Origin of the sequence: Shewanella sp. SP2S2-4, from assembly GCF_031932025.1 — a bacterium.
GTDB classification, from domain to species: domain Bacteria; phylum Pseudomonadota; class Gammaproteobacteria; order Enterobacterales; family Shewanellaceae; genus Shewanella; species Shewanella baltica.
The window spans coordinates 34,349-48,425 of sequence record NZ_JAUOER010000016.1 but is presented as its reverse complement, the minus strand read 5'-3'; the positions used below and the strand labels follow the sequence as shown (position 1 = coordinate 48,425).

The 14,077-nt window shown below is 48.2% G+C and carries 13 protein-coding genes; 10 read left to right on the top strand and 3 right to left on the bottom strand.

Annotated elements, in window-relative coordinates:
- The first annotated feature begins 121 nt into the window (after positions 1–121).
- Positions 122–1,480, top strand: coding sequence for an isochorismate synthase (locus Q4Q54_RS13775; RefSeq protein WP_311988726.1), 1,359 nt, complete (start codon positions 122–124; stop codon positions 1,478–1,480).
- A 12-nt stretch (positions 1,481–1,492) separates the two neighbouring features.
- On the opposite strand, the gene Q4Q54_RS13770 is transcribed toward Q4Q54_RS13775, so the two are convergent.
- Entirely contained in the window at positions 1,493–2,233 is a 741-nt protein-coding gene (locus Q4Q54_RS13770; RefSeq protein ID WP_006079406.1) for a substrate-binding periplasmic protein, read from the bottom strand.
- A 215-nt stretch (positions 2,234–2,448) separates the two neighbouring features.
- Here Q4Q54_RS13770 and Q4Q54_RS13765 point away from each other — a divergent pair, with 215 nt between their 5' ends.
- Both Q4Q54_RS13765 and Q4Q54_RS13760 read left to right on the top strand, forming a co-directional pair.
- Complete coding sequence (locus Q4Q54_RS13765) at positions 2,449–3,108, top strand: 7-cyano-7-deazaguanine/7-aminomethyl-7-deazaguanine transporter (RefSeq protein WP_006079405.1); 660 nt, start codon at positions 2,449–2,451, stop codon at positions 3,106–3,108.
- Between the two features lie 100 nt (positions 3,109–3,208).
- Positions 3,209–3,667: a GNAT family N-acetyltransferase gene (locus Q4Q54_RS13760; RefSeq protein ID WP_311988724.1), complete on the top strand. Its 459-nt coding sequence runs from the start codon at positions 3,209–3,211 to the stop codon at positions 3,665–3,667.
- A gap of 373 nt (positions 3,668–4,040) precedes the next feature.
- Here Q4Q54_RS13760 and Q4Q54_RS13755 read toward each other — a convergent pair whose 3' ends face one another.
- Both Q4Q54_RS13755 and Q4Q54_RS13750 read right to left on the bottom strand, forming a co-directional pair.
- Positions 4,041–6,194, bottom strand: a complete 2,154-nt coding sequence (locus Q4Q54_RS13755) for a cache domain-containing protein (RefSeq protein ID WP_311988723.1) — start codon at positions 6,192–6,194, stop codon at positions 4,041–4,043.
- Position 6,195: 1 nt separating this feature from the next.
- Positions 6,196–7,578 (bottom strand): sigma-54 dependent transcriptional regulator, encoded by a 1,383-nt coding sequence (locus Q4Q54_RS13750; protein ID WP_311988722.1) that lies wholly within the window; start codon positions 7,576–7,578, stop codon positions 6,196–6,198.
- A 284-nt stretch (positions 7,579–7,862) separates the two neighbouring features.
- On the opposite strand from Q4Q54_RS13750, the gene Q4Q54_RS13745 reads away from it, so the two are divergent.
- From Q4Q54_RS13745 to Q4Q54_RS13715, 7 genes are all read left to right on the top strand, one after another.
- Complete coding sequence (locus Q4Q54_RS13745) at positions 7,863–8,687, top strand: substrate-binding domain-containing protein (RefSeq protein WP_006079399.1); 825 nt, start codon at positions 7,863–7,865, stop codon at positions 8,685–8,687.
- Positions 8,684–9,391, top strand: coding sequence for an ABC transporter permease (locus tag Q4Q54_RS13740; RefSeq protein ID WP_006079398.1), 708 nt, complete (start codon positions 8,684–8,686; stop codon positions 9,389–9,391). The genes Q4Q54_RS13745 and Q4Q54_RS13740 overlap by 4 nt, the downstream gene beginning before the upstream one ends.
- Before the next feature lie 3 nt (positions 9,392–9,394).
- Positions 9,395–10,105 (top strand): energy-coupling factor ABC transporter ATP-binding protein, encoded by a 711-nt coding sequence (locus Q4Q54_RS13735; protein WP_311988721.1) that lies wholly within the window; start codon positions 9,395–9,397, stop codon positions 10,103–10,105.
- On the top strand, positions 10,089–10,679 hold the full coding sequence (gene mobA / locus Q4Q54_RS13730; protein WP_006084724.1) for a molybdenum cofactor guanylyltransferase MobA: 591 nt from the start codon (positions 10,089–10,091) through the stop codon (positions 10,677–10,679). Before Q4Q54_RS13735 ends, mobA begins: the two co-directional genes overlap by 17 nt.
- A 33-nt stretch (positions 10,680–10,712) precedes the next feature.
- Complete coding sequence (locus Q4Q54_RS13725) at positions 10,713–12,524, top strand: bifunctional molybdopterin-guanine dinucleotide biosynthesis adaptor protein MobB/molybdopterin molybdotransferase MoeA (protein WP_259562745.1); 1,812 nt, start codon at positions 10,713–10,715, stop codon at positions 12,522–12,524.
- 16 nt (positions 12,525–12,540) lie between these two features.
- Positions 12,541–13,524 (top strand): GTP 3',8-cyclase MoaA, encoded by a 984-nt coding sequence (moaA, locus tag Q4Q54_RS13720; RefSeq protein ID WP_126493321.1) that lies wholly within the window; start codon positions 12,541–12,543, stop codon positions 13,522–13,524.
- Between the two features lie 88 nt (positions 13,525–13,612).
- Positions 13,613–14,068: a hypothetical protein gene (locus tag Q4Q54_RS13715; RefSeq protein ID WP_311988720.1), complete on the top strand. Its 456-nt coding sequence runs from the start codon at positions 13,613–13,615 to the stop codon at positions 14,066–14,068.
- Positions 14,069–14,077: the final 9 nt, after the last annotated feature.

Here is a 14,077-nt window from a genome sequence, read left to right as displayed (position 1 = left end):
TGAATCAACTAAAGGTAAATGACTGGAAAAAGAGTACATTAACCTGAGTCGAATTCATTGACGCTGACAGAGTGACCTTCAGCTTTCGCCTTTATCCCTTATCTTTACTTTGGAGTTCTATTTGCCCGTTCATGCCCTGTCTGAAGACCTTAAGTCTCTCATCGACAAACTCATTCAATTAAAGCAAGTTCCGCCGACGGAGCCGATAGTGCAGTTGTCGCTTAATACTGTCGCTATGCCTTTAATTTCATGGCTGGCATCGCAAACGCAATTTCCGCGTATTTACTGGCATGGGCGCGACAGAATCGAAGAAGTAGCGGCGATTGGGGCATGTAAAGACTTCAGATTTGAAACCGGCATTAACGATCAACAACTGGCCATGGCCTACCAAGAGCAGCGAGCCTTATCGACGAATCAAAATATTCGCTACTACGGCGGCGTTGCCTTCGATCGCACCATAGAATCTTGGCCAGAGTTCGGTAATAGTCGCTTTATCCTGCCGCGCATTGAATTTAGACGCAGCGGAAGCAAGTTTAGCCTGTTAGTGAATCTTAATTTTGCCGAGAATGATCACCATAGCGAAATCGACAAGGCCATCGCCGCTATCGAAGCTGTGATGCCCGCGAAACCACTCTCGCCGCCGAAGAAAATCGTTCCACTTGGCCGTAGTGACAAGCCTGATTTTGAACGCTGGAAGACATTAGTCGAGCAAGTGGTCGAGCCAAAGTTCAATCAAGACACCCCAAAAGTGGTGTTATCCCGCTTAACTCAGCTTGAAGTGAACGAACCTATCGATCCTTGGATGGTACTGGCGTGCTGGCAGGGACGTAATCCCAACAGCTTCCAATTTGGCTTTCAATTCAGCCCAGAACGCACTTTTATCTCTTGCTCACCGGAGCGTTTATTCCGCCGCCGTCAGCAAGAATTATTCACTGAGGCGCTAGCAGGCACAACGGTACGCGGTCTGAGCCAAGAAGAAGATATTGCGCTGGCGAATGCCTTGTTAGAAGACAACAAGAATAGCGTTGAGAACCAACTCGTTCGTAGCCACATAGTAAATATGCTCACGCCGCTGAGCAATTATGTCGGCGCCGATGAATTAGCGACCATCTTTAAACTGAATCATATTCAACATTTGCACCGCGCGATTCGAGCCGAATTAAAGCCGGGCGTAAATGATTTTCAACTGTTGCAAGCTCTGCATCCAACCCCTGCTGTGGGTGGCTTACCGCGGCATTCGGCATTGAACTTTATTCGTCAGCGTGAAGGTTATACTCGCGGTTGGTACGCTGGTGCCTGCGGTTACTTCAATAAGTATGAGAGTGAGTTTTCGGTGGCTATCCGCAGTGCGTTGATCGAACCGGGTCGGATTAATCTATTTGCGGGGGCGGGAATTATTGCGGGTTCTGAGTCCGAAGCTGAGTGGCAAGAGCTTGAAAATAAACTCGCGACTATCATGTCGATTCTGTTCGAAATGTAATAAGTCTAAGACCTATTTTTCACCATCAACCCTGCGTTTTTCAAGCGTTTCAAGGTAAAGCCTGTCCTGTTCACCCGAATCAATTAAACGTTTATGTGCAAGGTCAAAATGGTGTTTCAGCATCTGACCTTTTTCAGTATTCGCGAAGGCGAAATAGGTTTCAGCCTTGAGTACGCCTTGAATAATCACAAAATTTTGTGGCGCCTTCAGCTTAGGCACATACATAAGCAAATTAGATTTATAATCCAGCACGGCATCTATGCGCCCTGCATTTAAGCTATTGAGCATAGTCAGCATATCGCTGCTTTCTTCGTAGTACATGGGCACGGGAGTCAACATATTGTATCGATAGGCCAACATGGCCTGAACCCTCTTATGGGATAGACTCTCAAGTCCTGTCCAAGTCGCCGCTAACTCGGCGGTCACCGCTACATCGATAGAATCCACTTCAACCGTATTCTCAGTTAACAGCGCCTTTTTAGTATCTCCCTTATAAACGCTGAGGGTGATATCGGTACGATTATGTTCAACCAGATAAAGGCTACGAGCAAAGGGCATAAACTGCACTTTGAGTTGCCATTCTGGCTCAGGGAAAACCCGCTGAAGTAACTCGAAGTAATAGCCCGTTTCATCACGATTGGCAAAATCATCCCACGATGCCGTCGCTACATTGACGACAATCGGCTGGGCGGCGCAAATGGATACAGGTAACACGGCTAAAAGTAAGCAAAAAATAGCAAAGAATCGTCTCATGGCTATCCTCCTTCGACGTACACAAAGTGTAGAAGAGTTTTCATTCTATGCGTACATTTAAACAGCAGGCTTGCATCTTAAAACTCGGCCACTATAATGGCGACCCGATTTCGCCTCGCTGCGATCGGTAATGTTCGGTGATATTGTCGTAAACATAATAAATTGAAAATTAGCGGGTTCCCTCACCCCGCCCTACACAACTAAAAAGGCCACATATGTTAATGTTAACCACAGCGCAGCTTCGCCGCGCCTTATTCCTATTAGTAGGATTCCATATACTGATTATTTGCGTCAGCAACTACTTAGTACAATTGCCATTTCAGCTATTTGGTTACCACACAACCTGGGGCGCATTTAGCTTTCCATTCGTGTACTTAGCCACAGATCTCACTGTCCGTATTTTTGGCCAACAAGCCGCACGTAGCATCATACTCAAAGCTATGGTTCCTGCTTTGATGATTTCCTACGTGATGGGTGTCGTGTTCCATCAAGGTAGCTTCCAAGGCGCTGACTCACTTGCAGAGTGGAATACCTTTGTGTTCCGAATCGCCTTCGCCAGCTTTGCTGCTTATTTGATTGGTCAGTTAATGGATATTAAGGTTTTTGCCCGTCTGCGAATGAGCCGCTCTTGGTGGGTCGCGCCTGCAGCATCGACCTTAGTGGGTAATTTGGTCGATACCTTAGTGTTTTTCAGCATCGCCTTTTACGCCTCTTCCGATAGTTTTATGGCGGCCAATTGGCCCGAAATCGCCACTGTCGATTACGGTTTTAAGCTGATCGTGAGCTTAGGTCTTTTCCTGCCTGCCTACGGGGTTTTGCTAAAAGTCTTACAAGACAAGATATTGCGAACTAATCCGCAAGAGTCAATTTCCTGATTAACTCAACTGGCCAGACCTGTTATAATTTGACCAGTTAATAGCTCAGCCCTGCTCCTGTTAACGCGCGAGTGGGGCTGATTTTTTATGAGAGCAAGCAATGTATTCTATCGAAATAAAAGCAGAGTCAGGTTTGACTCCCGAGTTAACCACTCAGCTTATCCAACTTAGTCAACAAATCCCTGAACTCGATCGCCCCCTCACCAGCGAAGTGCTAAATCAGCGCATACAGGGCAAAAAGTGTTTGATCTTAGTTGCGTATGTGGAAGGTGAATTGGCAGGGTTTAAACTGGGTTACGAGCAAGAAGAGGCCATCTTTTATAGCTGGTTAGGTGGCGTTGCCTCCGACTTTAGACGTTTAGGCTTAGCGCAGAGTCTACTCGAATATCAAGAAACCTGGGCATGCCGTCAAGGCTATAACCATATTCAGGTGAAAACGATGAACCGTTTCCCTGCGATGCTTAATTTGTTGATCAGTAATCAATATTTAATCACCGAGCTCAACGCCGATCCAAAAAGCTTAGTCGATCATAAACTGCATCTACGTAAGTCGATCTAAACCGTTAATGGATGAGAGCGAAACGATTTTTGTAAAGATGTGCATTTTTTTTAATAAATAGCTTGCAAACACAATTGAGAATGATTATCGTTAACGTGCGTTCCAAAACTCATCTTTAACAACGATGACTGGTAATCGACGTTGTTATGGAGCTCCTGAGTTTGCAAGCACGACATTGCTCACACACACTCTTTGTGGCCGGATTCATCATCCGGCTTTTTTTTACCTAAAATTCGGTGATGCAAAGCCACATAAAGTAGAACCAACAACTGCAGCCATATTTTAATGACAGGTAATCAATCGAACACAGCAAGCTGCCATATCTCACTATCTCACTATCTCAGTATCTCACTTGGCAAAATTCATCGATAAGCTAATCGGCAGCCGTGTCGCTGCAATTGCCCGCAAAATGTAAGCCCTCGTAGGGATTATTCTGCTGATCTTCCTTCGCCTCATGGTACAAGCCTATGGTAAATAATGTGCCTTTTCCTAAGGTTGAGCTGACTTCTATCGTGCCACCAATCCGCTTAATAATGCCGTAACTGAGCGAAAGCCCTAAACCAGTGCCATCCTTACGCGTGGTGTAAAAGGGGTCGAAAATCCGCCCTAGCTGCTCTGGTGCTATCCCAGAACCTTCATCTTCCACTTCGATTTTGACGCCAATCGGCATATCTTGCTGCACCCAGTCATAGGTTCGCACCCAGATACGTCCTTTACCATCCATCGCATGCGCCGCGTTGACCACCAGATTAATCAAGACTTGCAGCAACTGCGGACGATTAACCTGCACTGGACAACTGGCGTTTAACTCGGTAATCAATACCACTTCTTGTTTCTGAATAGAATGCCGCACTAATACCAACATTTCTTCAATAATGGGGGTCATCGGATGCATTTCTAGCGGGGCGTTAAATTCGCCCGGACGACTGTACTGCAACAGGCTGCGGATAATGGTGCTGATCCGTCCCACCTGTTGAATCACAAGATCAATTTCTTCTTTTACCACTTCCGCATTATCGCCAAGTTCGTAGCGCAGTAACTCCATGTTGCCGAGGATAACGGCGGTCGGATTATTGATTTCATGGGCAATACCTGCGGTTAATTCACCGAGTGCGGTGAGCTTCTCGTTGGTGACGAGCTGTTGACGTGTTTCATTCAGTAACGCCACGTTACGTTGCAACTCTAAGGTTTTGTCCTGCAAGCTGCGGGTACGCTCTTCGACCTTCATTTCAAGCTGCTCTGCCGCCGCTTGGATCTGGGCATTTCGGCGCTGCAGCAGATCGAGCATACTGTCGAACTGCTCGGCCAAGTTCGATAACTCGTTATCCCTATCTAACCCTAAGGCGCCGATACGAATATTACGTCCCGACTGCACCGCCTGTACTACGTGGTGGATACGCTCGATCGGCTGCAACAAGCTGTAGGCGCCGCGATAAACCAGCAAGCCTGACACTAACAGCACTAACATGAGAATCGTGCCCAGCTCTATGATATTGAGTAAATAATTGTGGATAAAAGGTGACTCAGAAAACCCCGTATAGATCATGCCAACACGCTGGCCGCGAATATCTTCCAAGGGAGCATAAGCGGATATAAACCAATCATTAAACACAAAAGCGCGGTCGACCCATTGCTCGCCTTGGGTTAACACTTTTTCCTTAACTTCCTCCGACACTAAACTGCCCAGCGCGCGACCTTGCGTCTCGTTGCCCGTGGGATAAAAGTGCAGTGGCACGTTAGTGGAGATACGGATGTTATCTAAGAAGATGGTCACAGTGCCGATGGAGCGCTCGGGCAAGGTGCCCTTGTCGTACACCAGATCACGAATGTGGTCGACAATCCGAATGTCACGATTGAACAGAATGCCGCCATCCAGATACCAAGCCACTTTACCTTGCATATCAGGCACGGGTAGCAGACTACGGCTCAATAAACCGCGTTCTTCAACGGTTTTCGTCGGGCTCTGCGCTCGCAAAGTCGCGACTATCGGGATGCTCGCTGTGACCGCTAATTCTGGGTCGATGCGAGATAAGCGTTCGGGCGGCAACACCATCAAGCCGGAATAAGGTAATAAACCGTTTATCTTTGGGAGGATCTGCCGTAAATCAGGGTCAGCGGCCGCTTCGGCGACAGTGACGAGACGCAGATAATCGAGGTTAAGTTGTTTTTTCTGTTCCAGGAGAAATGCGTCGAGACTGGCTCTGTGGATGACTTCACCAGTTAATTCTTTACCACTGAAAAGTGGCCTAAAATCATTTTGAAAGGTCCAAGATGTTACCACACGTTCGAGTTGTTTTTCTTGGCGAACTTGCACTTGCTGCAAGGTATTTTCGGCAACAGATAAGTCAGCTTTAACCTTCATAAACAGCTGCTTACCTGTATAACTGATATTCCAGTAAATAGTGATAAACACTAAACTCACCAGTGTCAGCAGAATAGGCAGTAATGTCAGGATTAATATGCGATAGCGCACCTTGGCCTGCATTTGCTGCCAACTGACACCAAAAAAGTGAGTGAAGAATGACACCCTATGACTCCTGATCGCCGCTGAAATCAAACCACTCTTTATACTTACGATCTAAGGTCTTACGCGAAACGCCTAAATCCCTCGCCGCGGCAGACTTATTGCCAGAATGTAAGTCCACAACGCTAGTCACATGGTGTTTTTCGACTTCTTTTAATGGCCAATCCAATGGATAACCCGATGTCGATAAAGACTCACTCTTCAGCTGTTGTTTCCAATATTCCGCAGGCGGCTTGCCGAGCAAAATACAGCGCTCAATCATATTGCGCAGCTCGCGAATATTGCCCGGCCACTCGTGTTGTTGCAACTTCACCATGTCCTCATGGCTCCACACGACTTCTCTAACCCCTAATTCGGCGGCGAGTTGACGGGTGAAGTGATGGGTTAACTCAACCACATCTTCAGGCCTGTCACGTAATGGCGGGATTAAAATATCGAGCACATTCAGTCGATAATATAAGTCACGGCGGAAATTCCCCGCATCCACTTCATCAATCAGAGTGCGGTTGGTGGCCGCGATCACTCGCACATCGATGTTCACTTCTTTCTCGCTGCCCACAGGGCGAATCGCTTTTTGCTCTAATACTCTGAGCAATGCCGTTTGCATTTTCAGTGGCATTTCGCCAATTTCATCGAGGAAAATCGTCCCGCCCGAGGCAAAACTGAATAAACCTTCACGATTACCTTTGGCACCCGTAAATGCACCTGCGGTATGACCAAACAGTTCACTTTCGAGTAATTCAGGGGCGATAGAGCCACAGTTAACGGGGACAAAAGGTCCCTGACGTCCACTGAGTAAATGTAGTTGGCGTGCAACTAATTCCTTACCCGTACCCGACTCACCTTGGATCAGCACAACCGCATTGGTCGGCGCCACACGTTCGATAATATGTTTCACCGACTTCATGGCCTCACTGCTGCCAATTATGGTCGATGAGTAACCGATTGAAACCTCACGGCGCAACATCAAATTCTCGCGTTTAAGCAGGCGACGTTCGATACAACGATCGACCGCTGTCATCATCTGCTCAAGGTGGAAAGGTTTCATGATGAAGTCAGACGCACCCGCGCGCAGCGCGGTAATCGCCACTTCCATGTCAGCATAGCCAGTCATAAAAATGATGTCCGAACGACGACCCTGCTCATCCAACGCTTCATGCCATTCGATACCTGAGCGGCCTGGCAGGCGAATGTCGACGATCAGTAAATCGAAATGGCAGCGGCTACGGAGCTGCTCCGCATCTTCAATACTGCCTGCTGTTTCGACTAAGGCGAATTTCTTCGAGAGTGCCTTATTTAAAAAACTGCGCATTCCGGGTTCATCATCAACAATCAGTACCGATACTGCCGATGGAAGATGCTTGAGGTTATTATCTATCTGGCTCATATTGTCTGCTTCTGGACATTTTGACTCATTTGCGACCAATTCTAGCACTGAAAATAGATGAATAGGTCACTATGAACCACAGGAAGTAGGTGCTGAGACAATTTGTCTGTAGAGTATTTGTTAAGCTTGGGATCAAGCTCACAAATTAGGTTAAGCTGTGAAGAAAATGATCGCATTCTCAGCTTGGCATCTAATTTGCTTTCAACCGAACGTATTACAATTTACGAGACCTTCCACTCAGTAGGCATTTGAGTTGGAATCCTATTTTTCGCCAAGGAGTACCCATGCTAAACATGAAATCTCATATTAAGTCACTACTGGGCCTGGTTGTTGCAGCCAGTATGTTCACCGTTTTACCCGCTCACTCGACTGAAGTTATCAAGTTAGCCACGACCACCAGCACTGAAAACTCAGGCCTATTAAAAGAACTGTTACCTAAGTTTGAAAGTGAATCTGGCTACAAGGTTCAAGTTATCGCCACTGGTACAGGCAAAGCCCTGAAACTGGGTGAGCAAGGTGACGTGGATTTAGTTATGACTCATGCGCCAAGTGCCGAAGCTAAATTCGTCGCCGACGGTTTTGGTGTTGAGCCCCGTGGCATCATGGAAAATGATTTCGTGGTACTGGGCCCTAAAAATGACCCAGCAAAAATCCGTGACAGCAAAAATGCCGAAGAAGCTTTCGCGAAAATTGCCAAATCAGGCGTACCTTTTATCTCCCGTGGTGACAATTCAGGCACTCACATCAAAGAGTTAGAAGTATGGAAAGCGGCAAGTGTGACACCCGATTTCAAAGGTTACACTTCAGTAGGTCAAGGCATGGGCAAAACCCTGCTAATGGCAAACGAAATGCAAGGTTATACTCTGTCTGACCGTGGTACTTTTGTAGCTTACAAAACTAAGCTAGATCTTGGTGTTGATTTCGATGGCGGCAAAACCTTAGCCAACCCATACCAAGTTATCCTGATCAACTCTGCTAAGTACCCAGATCTAAACCACAAAGGCGCTAAAGCGTTCAGTGACTGGTTGATCAGCAAAGAAGGTCAAAGCATGATCAATAACTTCAAAGTTGATGGCGAGCAATTGTTCAAGGCAACTTATAGCGAATGAGCGACGGCTGGCTAGCACTATTACAGCAGGCGTTAAGCCTGCTGTTTTCTTTAGACCCCGACGTTTGGTCCATCATTTCGATCTCGTTTTCGGTATCTTTCGCGGCGCTGCTCATCACGCTGGTGCCTTCTATGGTACTCGGCTTTGTGCTGGCGTTTGCGCCATTTCGCGGCAAATGGATAGTCACTAACTTAGTTCAAACTCTGCAATCTATCCCCACTGTGGTTATCGGTCTACTCGTGTATTTACTGCTAACACGCAACGGTCCTCTGGGCGATCTAAAATGGTTATTCACCCAAGAAGGCATGATCCTCGGGCAAATGTTGATCTGCGCGCCGGTACTGATTGCGATGAGCCAAGCCGCCTTTACTAGCGTTGACCGTAGAGCATGGGAAACCTCACGCACTTTAGGTGCCTCTTGGTGCCGCGCAGTGTGGACAGTCTGCCGCGAGCTACGCATGCCCTTACTGCTGGCGATTGTCGCGGCGTTTAGTCGTATTCTGACCGAAGTGGGTTGTTCTATGATGGTCGGCGGTAATATTTTAAACGTAACCCGTAACATACCCACAGCTATCGCACTCGAAACCAGCAAAGGCGACTTCGCCCAAGCTATCGCCCTCGGGCTAGTGCTGCTAATCTTGGCCTTGATCCTCAACTTTGCCCTCGGTGGTTTACGCGGCAAAGCCATGCCAAGGAGCCATTAAGCAATGACTAAGGTCAAACTGATCGCCCGTGACTTAGAAATGTCCTTCGGCGCGCGCCTGTTATTCAAGGCCGACGCATTATCGCTCTGCCAAGGGGATGTGATTTATCTGCAAGGCGACAACGGCACAGGTAAATCGACCTTGATGAAAATTCTTGCGGGCTTGATGGCGCCAACTAAGGGTAAAATTGAGACTGTGAGTTTTGCCAAAAATGCTTGGTGGCGACGCAATCCCTTATTAGGCAAAGCCGTTTATCTGCACCAACATCCTTATTTGTTCGACGGCACAGTGGAATATAATCTCACCTATGGGCTGAATTTCAGTTCAGAGACAAAAGCCAAGGCGAAACAACGTATTACTCAAGCGATTGAGATGGCGCAGCTAGGGTCGCTGCTACACGCCAGAGCCAGTAATCTCTCTGGCGGCGAAAGACAACGGCTCGCCATTGCGCGCGCTTGGATCCTACAACCTAAACTGTTAATGCTCGACGAACCGACCTCCAATATGGACAAGGATTCCCAAGAGCTAGTATTAAAAATGATCCAACAACTCAAACACGAAGGCACAGGTATGTTGTTGAGTAGTCATCAGAATTGCGCGTTAACCTCTATCTGCGAACAGCAGTGGCACATAGAAGGCAAACGAGTGACGACCTCTTTTCAACACCCAGAATCTTTGCCAGCACAGGAGTCTTTATATGTCATCGCAAATTGATGCCGTTATTCTCGCCGGTGGCATGGCGCGTCGCATGGGCGGCGACGATAAAGGTCTCGTCGAATTAAACGGCGAAGCCATGATTAAGCACACAATAGACAGAATAAAACCTCAGGTTAAGGAGATCCTGATCAACGCAAATCGTAACCAAACACGTTATGCTGAGTTCGGTTTTAAGGTGATAAGCGATGAACATACTGGTTTCCTCGGCCCTTTGGCGGGAATGATCACCGCAATGGGCCAAACGGATGCAGATTACTTATTGGTGGTGCCCTGCGACTGCCCACTGCTGCCAACCGACCTTGTGCCGCGTATGCTGGCAGCGATTAAGGCTGAAGATGCGGAGATCGCCGTCGCCAGTGACGGTGAATATGAACAACCCGTCGTCTTACTGTTAAAACCCAGCTTACGTGACTCGATGAAAGCGTTTCTTGAGGCGGGTGAGCGTAAAGTGGACTTTTGGTATGCCAAGCATCACTTTGTTGTGGAGTCTTTCTCCGACCAGCCCAATGCCTTTGTAAATGTGAATACGCCAGAACAAAAACAACGACTGGCCATGGAAATTACCAAATAGCTAAGGCTCCAATAACCCAAATTAGAGGTGCAAATGAGTAACCCCTTCGTCAATCCGCTCGCTATTCCCGTTCTCGGATTTTGTGCCTACAGTGGCACGGGGAAAACCACCTTACTCAAGCAATTGATCCCCGAATTAAATCAACGTGGCCTGCGCTTAGCCGTGATCAAACATGCGCACCATAATTTCGACGTGGATATTCCCGGCAAAGACAGTTACGAAATGCGTAAAGCCGGTGCGCGGCAAATGCTGGTCGCCTCCCACGTGCGCTGGGCGCTGATGACAGAAGATGCACGCGATGGCGATCCTGAGTTAGTCCATTTGCTCAAGCAAATCGAAGCCGACAAAATCGATATCGTCCTTGTCGAAGGCTTTAAAAAACTCGCTTTACCTAAAATTGAATTGCACCGCGCCGCCCACGGTAAACCTTTTATCTACACCCAAGATGAAAATATCCTCGCCATCGCCTGTTGCGATGACACTCAGCTGCCAAGCGACGCACTTCCAAGTGAGCTGCGCCGGCTCGATCTCAACAATGTCAGCCAGATTGCCGACTTTGTCATTGAGTACGCCCAAAACTGGGAAGCGCCACTCCAATACCCGATTTCAGCCGTGGATGCCTGCGCCATAGGCGACAACAAAAACCTCACCGTCAGCCAAGGTTTAGCGCAGATTCTATCCCATGTATCCCCCGTGGCAGAGGTCGAAGAGATTGACTTAGACGCCTTAGATAACCGCGTACTGGCCAGCGACAGTATTTCTCCCGTCGACGTGCCGCAACAAACCAATTCGGCGATGGATGGCTACGCCTTTGTCTATCAAGACCCCATGCCTGCGACCTTAAAACGGGTGGGTGAGGTCCTTGCCGGTCATCAATATTCGGGCACGCTTAACGTCGGCGAAACCGTGCGTATCATGACGGGCGCGACTGTGCCCGTGGGTGCCGATACTGTGCAGCCCCGAGAGCTTGCCAAGGAAGTCGACGGCAATGTTAGCTTCGACGGCCGTATTCTGGCCGGTCAACACGTTCGCCTCGCGGGGGAAGATATCGCCCAAGGCCAAGTTGCCCTCGCCAAAGCCACTCGCCTTAGCGCCGCCGAACAAGGTTTACTGGCCTCACTAGGGCTCAATCGTTTGAGTGTCTATCGCCGCCCAACCGTTGCCGTTTTCTCCACCGGCGATGAAGTAAGCCAACCTGGCGAAACACTCAAAGCTAACTGCATCTATGACTCAAACCGCTTTACCATCAAAGCGATGGCGAAACGTCTTGGTTGTGATGTTATCGATTTAGGCATTATCGAAGATTCTGAAACCGCGCTCGAAGCGACGCTGGCTAAAGCCGCCACCCTTGCCGATGTCGTCATTAGCTCTGGCGGTGTATCGGTCGGTGATGCAGATTACATTAAAACCGTACTGGCCCGCTTAGGCAAAATCGATTTTTGGCGGATTAGCATGCGTCCGGGTCGACCCCTCGCCTTTGGTAAAATCGGTGATAGCTTATTCTTCGGACTGCCGGGCAACCCAGTGGCGGTAATGGTTACTTTCCTGCAATTTGTGCAGCCCGCTTTACGTAAATTGGCGGGTGAAGTGAACTGGCAAGCACAGCTATTCCCCGCAATAAGTGATGAAACTCTGCGAAGTCGCCAAGGCCGCACCGAATTTATTCGCGGGATTTATCAGCTTGGCAAAGATGGACGCCTGCACGTGAGCAGCACAGGCAACCAAGGTTCCGGAATGTTAAGTTCAATGGTCAAAGGGAATTGCCTCATCATCATAGGCGATGATGCAGAAGCCGTGAATGCAGGTGAAACTGTGTTTATTCAACCCTTTGCGGATCTGCTTTAAGATCCAGTGAGTTTTTATGAGTCTAATGGTGGATTCCTTTGGCCGTAAGGTCGAATATTTACGGCTCTCAGTCACCGACCGCTGCGACTTTCGCTGTGTCTATTGCATGACGGAAGATCCCTGTTTTCTGCCAAAGGACCACGTACTCCACCTCGAAGAGTTAGCTTGGATTGCCCAAGCTTTTACCGAGCTTGGTGTGACTAAAATTCGCCTGACTGGCGGAGAGCCCTTAGTTCGCAACGATTGCGATCAGCTAGTGAGTTTGCTTGGCAAACTGCCTGGGCTGACAGATTTGTCCATGACCACCAATGGTTCAAGGCTGACAAAATTCGCTAAACCCATGTTTGCTGCAGGATTAAAGCGCCTCAATATCAGCCTAGATACCTTAAACCCCACATTGTTTACCCAGTTAACCCGTAACGGCAAGTTAGACAGAGTCATCGATGGTATCGATGCGGCTATTGCGGCGGGCTTTGAACGTATCAAGATTAATGCGGTGATTTTAAAACAACAGAACGATAATGAAGTCATTGATTTAGTTGATTTCTGCCGTGACCGCCGTTTAGACATCGCCTTTATCGAAGAGATGCCACTTGGCGAAATAGATGAGCGTAAACGCGCCCGTCATTGCAGCAGCGATGAAGTCAAAGCCATCATAGAAAGTCGCTATCCGCTGCAGCTATCTAACAAACGTACTGGCGGTCCAGCGCGGTATTACACTATGGCCGACAGCCCAATCCATATCGGCTTTATCTCACCCCACAGTCACAACTTCTGCCACGAATGTAATCGAGTGCGCGTCACAGTTGAAGGCCAATTATTGCTGTGTTTAGGAAATGAGCATGCCGTTGATCTCAAAAGCATAGTCAGGGAATTTCCCGCAGATATTGAGAGACTTAAAGCCGCTATTCTCGCGGGCATTAACCTCAAGCCTAAGCAACACGACTTTGGCAATAATCAGGTACAAATCCTACGCTTTATGAACGCCACTGGTGGTTAAGCATCCCCTCAATCGCTTAAGGGCTAGCATCTCAATTTGGCCGTGATAAACTCGAAGCATCACCCCATATTTAGCGTCACACATTTCTATGGCCTTAACTCGTAAGCAATGGAATAACGTCATTATTGTCGCCTGCGTCTTTATGGTCGCCGTGCTGACTTATATGGATAACAAGACCAATAATGTTCCGAGTGATGCTCAGCTGTTATTTGACGATATTGCGCCGCTTTCACAGCTGCAACTCGATGGAATGTGGCTGCACAAGCAAGCCTCACAATGGGAGTGCGACACTAAAGTTCTCAACTGTGATGAATGGGCAAAGGCGTGGCAAACCATACGGGTGTCTCCCTTAACGGCGGCACCAGAAACCACAGATAATCCACAAGAATTAGTCATCCAGATTGCAGATATCCGCGATGCTCAGCTGTGGATCTATTTCCCCAATGAAGGCGCGTTAAAGTCACCCGCTGGCAATTGGTATTTAGTGCCTCCGAGTTTACGAGCTAAACTACAACCGATCCTCGATGCGAAACCCGCAGCTTAATGCCGCCCC

Bases quoted from the DNA above. Each gene is read 5' to 3' on its own strand.
- Q4Q54_RS13770 (WP_006079406.1), bottom strand. From the start codon at position 2,233: ATGAGACGATTCTTTGCTATTTTTTGCTTACTTTTAGCCGTGTTACCT.
- Q4Q54_RS13765 (WP_006079405.1), top strand. From the start codon at position 2,449: ATGTTAATGTTAACCACAGCGCAGCTTCGCCGCGCCTTATTCCTATTA.
- Q4Q54_RS13760 (WP_311988724.1), top strand. From the start codon at position 3,209: ATGTATTCTATCGAAATAAAAGCAGAGTCAGGTTTGACTCCCGAGTTA.
- Q4Q54_RS13750 (WP_311988722.1), bottom strand. From the start codon at position 7,578: ATGAGCCAGATAGATAATAACCTCAAGCATCTTCCATCGGCAGTATCG.
- Q4Q54_RS13745 (WP_006079399.1), top strand. From the start codon at position 7,863: ATGCTAAACATGAAATCTCATATTAAGTCACTACTGGGCCTGGTTGTT.
- Q4Q54_RS13740 (WP_006079398.1), top strand. From the start codon at position 8,684: ATGAGCGACGGCTGGCTAGCACTATTACAGCAGGCGTTAAGCCTGCTG.
- Q4Q54_RS13735 (WP_311988721.1), top strand. From the start codon at position 9,395: ATGACTAAGGTCAAACTGATCGCCCGTGACTTAGAAATGTCCTTCGGC.
- mobA (WP_006084724.1), top strand. From the start codon at position 10,089: ATGTCATCGCAAATTGATGCCGTTATTCTCGCCGGTGGCATGGCGCGT.
- Q4Q54_RS13725 (WP_259562745.1), top strand. From the start codon at position 10,713: ATGAGTAACCCCTTCGTCAATCCGCTCGCTATTCCCGTTCTCGGATTT.
- moaA (WP_126493321.1), top strand. From the start codon at position 12,541: ATGAGTCTAATGGTGGATTCCTTTGGCCGTAAGGTCGAATATTTACGG.
- Q4Q54_RS13715 (WP_311988720.1), top strand. From the start codon at position 13,613: ATGGCCTTAACTCGTAAGCAATGGAATAACGTCATTATTGTCGCCTGC.